This is a genomic window from Methylobacterium sp. E-016, from assembly GCF_022829745.1.
GTDB lineage: Bacteria > Pseudomonadota > Alphaproteobacteria > Rhizobiales > Beijerinckiaceae > Methylobacterium.
Genome location: NZ_JAKSYF010000002.1, coordinates 1 through 10,702 on the forward strand (window position 1 = coordinate 1; position 10,702 = coordinate 10,702).

At 63.1% G+C, this 10,702-nt stretch carries 12 protein-coding genes and 1 pseudogene; 10 read left to right on the top strand and 3 right to left on the bottom strand.

The features are described 5' to 3' along the window. Positions 1 to 442 precede the first annotated feature (442 nt). The 6 genes from MKK68_RS00010 (at position 443) to MKK68_RS00035 (ending at position 5,581) form a co-directional block, all read left to right on the top strand. A complete protein-coding gene (locus MKK68_RS00010) occupies positions 443 to 784 on the top strand; it encodes a hypothetical protein (protein ID WP_244027296.1) in 342 nt (113 codons plus the stop codon). Between the two features lie 42 nt (positions 785 to 826). Further along, positions 827 to 2,113: a DUF3829 domain-containing protein gene (locus MKK68_RS00015; RefSeq protein ID WP_244027298.1), complete on the top strand. Its 1,287-nt coding sequence runs from the start codon at positions 827 to 829 to the stop codon at positions 2,111 to 2,113. A gap of 61 nt (positions 2,114 to 2,174) precedes the next feature. After that, positions 2,175 to 4,328, top strand: a complete 2,154-nt coding sequence (locus tag MKK68_RS00020; RefSeq protein WP_244027300.1) for a M48 family metallopeptidase — start codon at positions 2,175 to 2,177, stop codon at positions 4,326 to 4,328. Positions 4,329 to 4,421: 93 nt separating this feature from the next. Beyond that, positions 4,422 to 4,583, top strand: coding sequence for a hypothetical protein (locus tag MKK68_RS00025; RefSeq protein WP_244027302.1), 162 nt, complete (start codon positions 4,422 to 4,424; stop codon positions 4,581 to 4,583). A gap of 100 nt (positions 4,584 to 4,683) precedes the next feature. Beyond that, positions 4,684 to 5,235, top strand: a complete 552-nt coding sequence (locus MKK68_RS00030) for a recombinase family protein (protein ID WP_244027304.1) — start codon at positions 4,684 to 4,686, stop codon at positions 5,233 to 5,235. Positions 5,236 to 5,329: 94 nt separating this feature from the next. Further along, the gene (locus tag MKK68_RS00035; protein ID WP_244027306.1) at positions 5,330 to 5,581 is read left to right on the top strand and encodes a hypothetical protein; all 252 of its coding nucleotides are present in this window, start codon (positions 5,330 to 5,332) and stop codon (positions 5,579 to 5,581) included. A 274-nt stretch (positions 5,582 to 5,855) separates the two neighbouring features. Here the strand turns inward: MKK68_RS00035 and MKK68_RS00040 are convergent, their stop codons facing one another. Further along, complete coding sequence (locus tag MKK68_RS00040; protein ID WP_244027308.1) at positions 5,856 to 6,341, bottom strand: hypothetical protein; 486 nt, start codon at positions 6,339 to 6,341, stop codon at positions 5,856 to 5,858. A gap of 883 nt (positions 6,342 to 7,224) precedes the next feature. Between MKK68_RS00040 and MKK68_RS00045 the strand changes: the two genes are divergently transcribed. Both MKK68_RS00045 and MKK68_RS00050 read left to right on the top strand, forming a co-directional pair. Continuing rightward, positions 7,225 to 7,368, top strand: a complete 144-nt coding sequence (locus MKK68_RS00045; protein ID WP_244027315.1) for a hypothetical protein — start codon at positions 7,225 to 7,227, stop codon at positions 7,366 to 7,368. Between the two features lie 440 nt (positions 7,369 to 7,808). Continuing rightward, positions 7,809 to 7,973, top strand: coding sequence for a hypothetical protein (locus MKK68_RS00050; RefSeq protein WP_244027317.1), 165 nt, complete (start codon positions 7,809 to 7,811; stop codon positions 7,971 to 7,973). Positions 7,974 to 8,144: 171 nt separating this feature from the next. Here the strand turns inward: MKK68_RS00050 and MKK68_RS00055 are convergent, their stop codons facing one another. Further along, entirely contained in the window at positions 8,145 to 8,705 is a 561-nt protein-coding gene (locus MKK68_RS00055) for a MucR family transcriptional regulator (protein ID WP_409567124.1), read from the bottom strand. 200 nt (positions 8,706 to 8,905) lie between these two features. Between MKK68_RS00055 and MKK68_RS00060 the strand changes: the two genes are divergently transcribed. Next, positions 8,906 to 9,130, top strand: a complete 225-nt coding sequence (locus MKK68_RS00060; protein ID WP_244027319.1) for a hypothetical protein — start codon at positions 8,906 to 8,908, stop codon at positions 9,128 to 9,130. A 768-nt stretch (positions 9,131 to 9,898) separates the two neighbouring features. Continuing rightward, positions 9,899 to 10,336 carry a MucR family transcriptional regulator gene (locus MKK68_RS00065; protein WP_244027320.1) on the top strand — a complete coding sequence of 146 codons (438 nt, stop codon included), beginning with the start codon at positions 9,899 to 9,901 and terminating at the stop codon, positions 10,334 to 10,336. Between the two features lie 225 nt (positions 10,337 to 10,561). On the opposite strand, the pseudogene MKK68_RS00070 reads toward MKK68_RS00065, so the two are convergent. Further along, positions 10,562 to 10,702, bottom strand: a pseudogene (locus tag MKK68_RS00070) (IS481 family transposase); the annotation flags it as partial.

The window sequence follows — 10,702 nt, forward strand, 5'->3', positions numbered from 1 at the left end:
CCCGTTTCCGTAACGCTCGATGCGCGTGCGCCAGCCACTCGCCTAAGTGACCAGACCGGCTGGCTTTGAGCCGGGTCGATTGTGAGTGCATATCGCCCCCCCCCAAGCTTGCGGTAGGGCAAGGCCTTACGCAATCTCACCGCGCTAGGATCCTGCCTCGTATGTCGGTCGAGTCGAACTGGACCTCAGCTGCTGCAGAGTAGATGTGCCTGAGGACGAATGCGCTGGAAGCAACGCGGGTCTCTCACTAACGCCGAGCCGTCACCACCGAACGCGGCCGCTCGATCCTGAAACATCACGCCGCCGTGAACACAGCGTCGCCCCAATTACAGTTCCAGTAGGAACACGAGTCACCCGTACGTGGCGACACGGATCCGTCGTATCACGCGACAGCCTCGTCCGCGCGTTCGGTCACAACCCCGATCGAGACTGAGGTGGTGCTATGCTGTTCATCTGGTCAGGCTGGGGGATCTTGGCCGTGCCCGTGATTATAGGTACCGCCGTTGTCGTCGGGGCGCTGGGTGGTTTCGCGTTACGCGCTGTCGGCCATCCTGATCTGATTTTTCTTGCCGTCAGCCTCGGCCTTTTCGCCGCGGCAGGCGCAAATTGGCTTGTTGGCCGGCGCCTCAATGGCGCGCCGCCACGCGAACTCGTCGACCCAGCCACGAACCAACGCGTCCTGTTGCGCCGACGCCATGCGCTGTTTTGGGTGCCGATACAGTACTGGACCTTACCCGTAGCGCTCACGGCCTTCGTGCCTCTGCTTGCTCTACGCAATCTCTGAACGCTGTGATCTGCGAACCGTACCGTAGCTAAGGATTGAAGTATGACGATCGTCGGTGGGGTGCCCGGGCTGCGCTATGGCCTTGCCGTCGCTTGGCTCGCCGTCGCGCTGGCTACGCCAACCATGGCCGTGAGCCCGGTTACGCCGGTCGACGTCGAGAGCTGCGACGCGTTCCTGGCTGCCTACGCGCAGTGCGCAGCTAGCCCTGGGGTGCCGGAAACCGTTCGCCCGAACATCCGGCAAGGCATCAACACCATGCGCGATAGTTTCCGCGAGGCGGTTGCTCGCAACGAGGCCGCTCGTCCGATCGTCGCTTACCAGTGCGCCCAGGCGCACGAGGCTGTGCGAAAGAGCATGGTCGACGCCTTCAAGTGTGATTTCCCCGTGTTGCCACCAGCCTCCCAGGCGCTGCTGCAGACCCCACCGACGGCAACGGCCGGACGAGCACCAGCCCAAGCGCCCGTCCGGGCTGCGCCGCCCCCGCCAAGCCCAGAGGCGCAGGAGCAAGCCAAGGTGAACGCCTACACCGAGGCGCAGAACCACCTTGTGCGCTCCCATCCCCTGGAGCGTCAGCTCGCCGCGTATCGAAGAGACAACGAACGCGTGCTCAAGCTCGGCACGAAGCTCGGCGCCAATGCGTGGTACCACTTCGGCATCGTCGATTTCGATGAGGTGATCGACGAGCTGGAAAAAGCGACGGCCCTGCCCAGTACCGTCCCGGAGGTCGATCCGCAGGCTGCGCGGCTGCTTGCTAGCTTGCGCGAGCTCAATCCGACACTGAAGGCGCTGACCCGCTACCAGACCACCCGCGAGTTCAAGGAAGACGGATACAAGTTCGCGCGCGAGCAGCACCTGATCCTGGTGCCCAAGGTCGAAGCCGCCGCCAAGGCGATGGACGCCTACGGCACTGCGCTATTCGAACGCGAACTCGCTCGGGACGACCGGCGTGCAGCGGCTATGCCGGAGGACGCCCCAGCACGTCGGTTGCTCACGACCAGCCTCGCCCTCCGGCGTGCGGTGCAGCGCTTCGAAGCCCTCGGACCGAAAGCGGACGTGGGCCCATTCTTGGCCGCACTCGGCGAGGTTTCGAACGCCAACCGTCAGCTTGGGACGACGTTCGACGCTATGACCCCGAAGGCGAACTCGTCATGTACGGGGTACACCGACACGGTGGCAAGCGTGATCGGCCATGGCCGGGATGTGGCTCGGGATATCAAAACAAAGGGCGATCCGAGCCAGCCGGCGCAGCTGTTCAACGACACCTACAACCGCTCGGTGCGCGATTTCGAGTCCTGCCAGCGGTACGAAAGCCGTGCTCGGCCGAGCTGAGGGCTTGCCCGAACCGCACGGGACGTCCCCGTCTCCTTATAAATCCGACCCCGAGAGCTCCATGATCACACGGTTTTGGATGGGGCGAGGCAATGGCTTACGGCTTCCCCCTATTGTCCTGCTCCTTGCCTGGGTCGTGGGTGCGCCAACCTTACTCGCGGGTCTCGGCGCCTGGGAGGTCGAGCGCGGACACGAGACCGTCGCGACTTACACCCGCCGGCTCGTTGAGTTGCCGGTCTCGTTGGTTCAGCTGCGCCTGCTGGCGGCAACGGACCCCTTCGCTTCAGTCCGGTTCGAGGGTGCGCGCACCGCTTACGGCGCAGCGCTGGCCGCCGACAAGGCGCAGGAAGCCCTAGCCGGCGCGGAACGCGACCGACCGCTTGCCAGCGCCCGGGCATGGATCCCGTATGCGACCCTCGTTGGAACGATGCTGGCGATGCTAGCTGGTCTGGTCGCGCTGGTAGGCGCGGCGGCAGCAGGTCTGTGGGCACGGCGCTCGCGCGACGCCTTGCTTGCCAGCTTTGGCCTTGTGCATCGCGCGTTGCCGGTACTGCTCGGCCTGCAGATCATCGGCCTCAGTCTCGCTGTGCTAAGCGTGACCCTGTTCGAGGCTGGGGGCCTGTGGTTCGTTGGGCGGTTTTCGGCCGGCGAGGCAAAGTTGCTGTTTGGCGCGCTGATCATCGCCGTTCTCGCGGTCTGGGCCGCAATTGGTGCCGTACGCGGACTGCGCGGCGTGTTCGCGCTGTTCACCCCCGAGCCCATCGATGTGAACGGTCAGGCTTTGAATGAGCGGGAGGCCCCCGGCCTATGGCGCCTCGTGCGCGAGCTCGCCGGGCGCCAGGACGCTCTCCCGCCGGACGCGGTGATCGTCGGCCTGACCGGCGGCTTCTTCGTCATGGAGGGCGCCGTACGCTTGGCCTTGGACGGGACGATCCTGACTGGTCGCACCCTCTACCTTCCTGCCCCTTACCTCGGCGTGCTCGACGGGCGTGAGCTCTCCGCGGTGATCGGGCATGAACTTGCGCATTTCGCAGGCGAGGACACCGCTTACAGCCGGCGCTTCACCCCGATCTACGCCGGTTTACAACGAGCGCTGGCTGCGCTCGGCGGTTCCGGGGTCGGCAACATCCTCACTCGACCTGCAGCGTATGTCGGCCACCGCAGCCTCGGTACGTTCGATGCGGCCGTGGCCCGCTGGAGCCGGGTGCGCGAGTTCGAAGCCGACCGGCGCGGTGCTCTCGTCTCAGGCACGGTACCCGCCGCCTCTGCCCTACTTCGCGTCGGCTGCCTCGGGCCTGTGGTGGGCAAGACACTCGGATCCGCCTTCGCCGCGCCGGACGCGGCGGGGAGCGACCTCGTCGCAGGCGTGCTCAATGCGATCCCGGCCGTGGGTTTTCCCGACCCGGCAGCGCATCTCGACGAACGGCAAGAGCACCCGACCGACACCCACCCGCCGGACAGGCAGCGCATCGCGGCCCTCGGCGTCCCCCTCGACGACGCCCTGTTCACCCATGCTGCCCGCCCACTGGGCGCGGAGAACCGTACTTGGCCAAGCGCGCTGGTTGCCGACTGGGCTGGCCTGTGCCGCAACCTCAGCGCCGACTTTCTCGCCGGGGCCCGAGCGTATCGGGCATCGGAACGAGCCTACCTGGAAGTGACCGCCGCGGCAGTGCCGACCGAAGAGACGCTGGTCTACGAGAACGGCGCGCCGATGATCTGGACGATGGGCGTGCTCGCCGTACTGTTCGCGGCCGCGGGGGCAGCCTTCGTCCTGTACCCGCGGGCCGTTGGGATCGCCCACGACGCACTCGCGCAGCAGATCCTAACCGCCGTCGTGGTCGCGGGTGTCATCGGGGCGGCCCTCTACGCGACGTTGGTCCACCGGCGCGGCCGCTCGCCCCTGCTGGTGCTGACGCCCGAGACGCTCCGCTCCCCCCTCCTCGACGGCGCAGTGGCGTGGCGGGACGTAGCGGACTTCCAAGTGAGCTACGGCAAACGTGTCACCCTGACGTTGGCGCTCACGCCAGACGCTCCATTGCCGCGGGCGACGGGCCTGCTCTCGCGGGCTGGGGTGAGCCGACGCCGTCGTCAGGTAATCGTGCACGCCTTGGGTGCGCGCGGCTTGAAACCCGACATCTACGCAGCGCTGATCGGGCGCTACCTCTCTGCCGCACGCGCCCGTGCGCACCTATCCACGACGGGCGAGACGATCTGATCGCTTGGCCGCTGGTACGCGTCTCTCCGGACGCTGGTGCAACACCGCCTACTGGCTTGTGCTCTGCTGTTTGGGAGGCTGGATCAGATCACGGTGGCCGGGCGCACCGTCGAGGAGCGGCTGGAAGGGCTGAACTGGACGGCCCTTGACCTAAACAAACGAGAGCTTGCGGTGTCGGCGGTCAACGCTAAACTGCGGGTCGCGGCACAACAGTCAGAAAACGACCGTTTTCCCAACGTGATGCTGTCTGCATAAGGCTCAGTATAGCGTGCACGATCCAGGGATTGTGCACGGAAGCCAAGCCGCTGAGATCATACTTCATTCTTCGTGCAGAACTCCTGTGCACAACTGAGGTATGATCTACCGCTACGCACGCGTCTCCACGGACCACCAGAGCCTTGCCGCACAGGTCGAGCGCCTGACGGCTGAAGGCTGCTCCAAGGTCTTTCGGGAGACCGCCAGCGGGTCGCGTACGGACCGAGCCGCGCTTAAGCGCGCGATCGGCCGCCTCACTGAGGGCGACGTGCTGATCGTGACCCGCCTCGATCGCCTGGCACGGTCGACCCGCGACCTCCTCAACGTCTTGGAAGAGATCACGCGGCGCGGCGCAGGCTTCCGCTCTCTGGCGGACGCCTGGGCCGACACGACGACGGCACACGGCCGGCTCATGGTCACGATCCTCGGAGGCTTGGCGGAGTTCGAACGTGAGCTGATCCAAGCGCGGACAGGGGAGGGGCTGAAGCGAGCACGGGAACGCGGCATCCGCTCCGGCCCGAAGCACAAGCTCACGCCCCATCAGCAGCGGGAGGCCCTGGCACGGTGGGAGGCCGGCGAGAGCTGCGCGGAGATCGGCCGGAGCTACAACGTCAGCCACAGCACGATCTCTCGGCTGCAGGCTGCTCCGTGAGGGCCGCGGACGCATTCGGCCGCGCTCTGTGCCTGCCGCGCTGCATCCCGGCGCTCATGAACCTGCTACGGTCCCCAAAGGCCCAGGACACCCCATGCTCACCCTCACCTCGATCATCACCCGCAGCGTCCTCGTTGTAGCGACCGTGGGCGGCCTCGCTGTCCTGGCGGATGGCGCGGTGCGGTCCGAGCTTGAACGGGCTGTACGAGGCAATCTGAGCATCGTGGGGCGTGCGCCGGCTCCGGTGCAGGTTGCCCGGGCAGATGAGCGCTACGTGGCGAAGGGGCTGGATCGGAGCCGCCTTGGTGCGACCGTGCGGATGGTTGGCACGGACGAGGCGCGGTAAGCCTATCGATCCCAACGCCTCAGCACATTGTCGTGCGGGCCTACGTCGATCACGGCATACAAATCCTCAGCGTCCCGACGCAGGATGATGCGATCTCCACGGGTCGGATTGATAATGAAGTGGTCCACGCGCCCCTTGAGCTGTCGGAACCGAAGGCTAGGCAGGCCGGGCTCAGCCTGAAACTTTACGATCGCCGCGTTTGCCGCCTTCCTTCGATCTGGCGGCAAAGCCTTGAGCCCCCGTCCATAGCTGGGCTCAACCGTGATGCGCACGCTCACGCAGCGAGGCTGTCTAGGTGCCTCTGCAAATCGTCGGCATTGTCGAACGTTGGGCCGCCATGTGCTTCGCCTGATCCTTCCGCACGAAGTGCACGAAGAAAGAGGGCATAATCCAGAAGCGCTTCGACAATTTTCTTATCAGTGGCAATAAGGCGATTTCCTCCGTCACGAGCCGCAGCCGCAACTGAAGGATCGATTTCAAACATTGCTTTTACTTCGCGTCGAATACGCTTTACGAGTCTTGAGCTAAAAAGCGCACGAACATCGGCATGAGCCTCGTATTCCTCAATAATATTATCCATTGTAGCTAAATCATCTGGACTAGCTAACCCCAAAGAAGAAATTTCCTCGGCTTCAGCTTTCACATTGTCCATACGAGCTAACCATGCTGTAGCCCGCGCATCGTAATCATCAGCAAGCCGCTGAGCGAGGCGCTGCTGTGCAGCTCCGCCGGGCGACTGCCATACCCTTTCCTGCACCATCACTGGCGGTTGAGGAGGCATCGAGGCCTCTAGGCTCAACAAGATAGCGGGATTGAACATGGCGCTTAGGGTAGGGGCTCAATGCAGCTTGGACAAGTTTGATTGATGCATGGCAACTGGTCGGGTCAGCGAGGGCAAGCCTGTGCGCCCGTCGCCGCCCTCGAGGCCGATCGCGGCGCGGCAGGTCCGGCCGTACTGGTTCGGCTGCTTGGTCCCGACGGCACGCTGATAGCGGCACGTCTGCGTCCGCCGGAGGTACGCATCGTAGAGGTCGGCATGCTCGCCGAACCCCCGCCAGAGTCAGGCGAGGTCGAAGGCTCTATACCGTTTACAGAGGCATTCCCGACATCTAGACGCGTCGCTTCCCGCGGTTGGCCCGAGCGTCATCCTCCGCAGCCGGAATGCCTGCCAATACACGTAAGGGGTTCGTTCGTACGCTGCGAAGTTTGCCTGATATAGGCCCACAGCCAATGCAAACCGCATACGTCCAGCGGATCCATAAATTCTCGTTCTGTCGATCAATGCCCTGCTGCCTGATTTTGGCCTTCTCGATCAACTCTCGGATCTGCGCCGCTTTCTCATCACTGACAGATTTTCTCTGCTGATCCGTGACAGCTGGCTTCTGAGGCTCCTGCGCTACAGATGGCGTGGCAGCTACAATCATCATGCTAAAAATTGTAAATCTGGAGCGCATACATTCCTCCTGGATTTTCTATCTTCCGTTCTCGATCGCAGGAGAGACAGGATCAAAGACGAGAAAGTTTCACGCTTCGCAAAAAAATCAGCAGATCGCTCTTTCATGAGTTTGCGGCCACGCACGATATAGACCTGCCTGACGCTGCGATCCGTCTTCGACTATGGCTCGTCGGAGGCCTCTAAGCACATGGACGAGGCGCAGCGGCGATGCAGCGAATGGCTCAGCATCGCGGTACTAAAGATCGTAGCTACCGAACTGGAAAGGGCGACGATCATCGGGCACCTTGGCAAGGTGCTGGAGCATTTCACCGAGAGTTTACAGGGCAGGTAGCACTCAATCATAGGCGCACAGATTATTGAACAAACGTGCCTGGATGCACGTTTGACCTTACCAGCAGCGTGCCCGTATTGGCGCAGCATAAGGATCATCGATGTCGATTAGAACACTCGCGCTCGTCGCCTCTTGCACTCTGGCTCTGTCCGGTGCCGCGTTCGCACAGGCAACCGCGCCCTCCGGCACGACCGGGACTGGCATGGGGACCAGCGGCACCGGCGGTTCGACCACCGGCCAGCCGAAGGAACTCTCTACCCCGGGTGGCGCGAATGCCGGTGGGGGTGCGGGCTCCACGCCGATGACGGCCCCGGGAGCGAATGGGATGAGCACAGGGACAGGTGCGCCTGGTGCTGGCACTTCGGGCGCCACCGCCCCGTCGACAGGCGCGGCCGGAGCACGCTGAGCGTCAGACAGATTAGCGACACGGAGGAACGCCTATGCCCGACAAAAACGAGCCGGAGGCCGAAGGCACTCACACCACCGTCCGCACCACTGATGTGAAGGCCCCCACCCCGAAGATCGAGGGGAGCCACACGAAGGAGACGGTCGATCCGGCGGAGCGCCTCCCGGAAGACCCCGAAGAGCAGAACGATCTGGCCTAGCACCCCGAACGGTTCGGCCCCGCCGCGATCTGCTCACGCGGCGGGGGAAGACCGGATCTCACCAGCTAGGCCGATACGCAACTTGGCCCGGGTGCAGGATGCCGGCACCCGGTTATGGGCACATCACCGCGACAGGTGCCGCGGTGTGCCGGAACGGGGCGCTGAGCGGCCTCAGGCCGTCTCGGCGACCTTCTCGGCCTTCTTCCGCCCGCGGGCCTTCGGGACCGCCTCGGGGGCTTCTACAGCCTTGGGCTTCCGGCCGCGGGTCTTGGGTGCCTCGGAGACCGTCTCAGCCGTGTCCGCGGCCTTGGGGGCCGCCTTGCGCCGCTGCTGACCGAGACCGAGGGAGCGGGCAAGCTCGGACCGCTGAGCGGAGTAGCTCGCCGCAGTCGACGGGTAGTCCGACGGCAGGCCGTAGCGTGCCCGGTAGGTCTCCATCGTCAGGCCGGCCTTGGTAACGTGGCGCTTAAGCGTTTTGTAGCGCTTGCCGTCGATGAAGGAGATCAGCGCGTCCGGCGTGATCGACTTCTTGACCTGCGCCGGCGTCGGCTTCTCCGGGCCAGCGGGCTCGGCGGGCGCGCTATTGCTGAGGCCGGACAGAGCCGCGTGCACGGAAGCGATCACGCCAGGCAGCTCGGATACCGGCACGTTGTTGTTCGATACGTACGCCGCGATGAGGTCAGCAGCGAGTTCCATGAAGTCGGTCGATTGAGTTTCAACTTGTTCGTCCAATGTCGTCTCCTCCACAAAAGGAGGCCTACTGCTCTACACGCTCCGCCGGATCGTCAAGTGATAGCTTGGCGGAAAATACTGAAGCAGTTCGGGTGTCCTCATAAAACCGTGAGAACACCCCCAAAGCACGTTCACGCAGGAACTTGGCTACGCGGTCTCTGTTCCGGTTCGACGGCATCGCGCCGTGGAAGGCCCTATTCATGAACAAGCTCATCCTCGGCGCGACCCTGACACTCGGCCTCTTGGTCAGCGCGAACACGGGCAGCATTGCAGCGCCAGGCGACGGTCTCGACCCCAACGCCTCAGCGACCGGCAACAGCAACCAGGCCGCCATGCACCGCAATGCCCGCGCCGGTAGCATGATGAGCCGCCGGACCGGTGGCATGCGGATGATGCGGCGGCATCATCGCCGGCATCATCGTTGAGCAGTAGGTATCCTCGATCTACATGATCGAGCGAAGAGCCCCGGACCGCCTGAGCGGCCGGGGCTTCTCACACAGCGCCGCGATCATCGCTGAGCGGGCGGTCGCATCAGTAGAGCTGGCACACCCCCGAGCTTCGGCTCTCTTGGGAGGCCAAGGCTCGGCTCTGCGGATGGCCGATCGAGTTGCAACAAATTCCGCACGACCGACATCGCCACAGCTTCATAGGCGTCAGCTTCATTTTCTATTAAGTAATCTAGATAGTCGTCTTCTTAGAAATCACTTATCATATTTCTCAATACGGACGATTTTAACCTACACTCGAATATATTGTTCGCTTTTACATTAACTAGATTGCGATATATGTCATTGAATACAGTGAAAAATCTGCTGTGTTCGTCAGCATCATCTGTAATTTCACGAAGTTTTTGAGCTTCGCTGTCGCGCCAGGATAGTGGCGTATCTAACGCCGCCATACATCTGTGCCTTGAGCCGAACTAGGAGTTGATCTGGAAAGAACCCACGCGGATGCCGGCAACAGCCAAACGCACCGCCCTACGCCGTCACTGCCGCGGAGCGACGCGCAAGAGCCGGGGCCGCCCTGAAGGGACGCCCCGGCTCCTACCTCCCGCTGCGATTGCCGAAACTGCCCGATCTTTGCAGTATGAATGCAAAACACAAATGATACGTGCGGTTTATTGACGCGCGAGACTTGTATTGGATCTTATATCAAGCAATCTTACTTTGCATCAAAGCCGAAAGAACAATCAGATGATGCATAAAAATCAAGCACAGAGCGCCGATACGGTTGCGCTAGTCAGCAAACTTGTAATGGCCTACGTCTCCAACAATCACATACCGGCGGTAGAGATTCCGGGATTGATGAGCACCGTTCATTCGGCTCTCAACAGTATCGCCAGCGAGACAGTTACCGATGGTGCCAACGCCTCGGACGAGGAAGTCGCGCTGCCGACCCCGGCAGAGATCCGCAAATCGATCCGACCCGACGGGCTGGTCAGCTTCATTGATGGCAAAACGTATCAGACCCTAAAGCGCCACCTAAACGGTCATGGCCTCCATCCGCATTCATACCGTGAGCGCTTCGGCCTGCCAGCCGACTACCCCATGACAGCACTGGAATACTCCGCCCGGCGCTCTGCCTTGGCAAAGACCATTGGCCTGGGCCGGCCGGGCCGCTCGGCCGCCTGAGCAGGGTAGCTAGATGTCGCCTCGACCGGCTCAACCGGCGAGGCGTCCTTCACAGCTTGATGCCGCGCGCCGCAATTACTCGGCGCGTGGCATCAACCAGCATCTCGTCGGAGAACGGCTTCGGCATGAACCTCGCCCCCATTGGCAGCTGACCCTCAGCCGGTGTTGCAAGGCCAGACACGACAAGGATCGCGACCTCGGGCCATCGTGCCGCGACCGCTTTCGCTAGGTGTATGGTCCCGGGATGAGGTGTGACGGGTCGATCCTGAAGCGATTGGGCTCTTTCGTCCAGGCGTTCAGGATGAACTCGGTGGGTGTCAGGCCCCGCAGGGTCTTGAGCCGACGAGCGTGATTGTAGGCATCGAC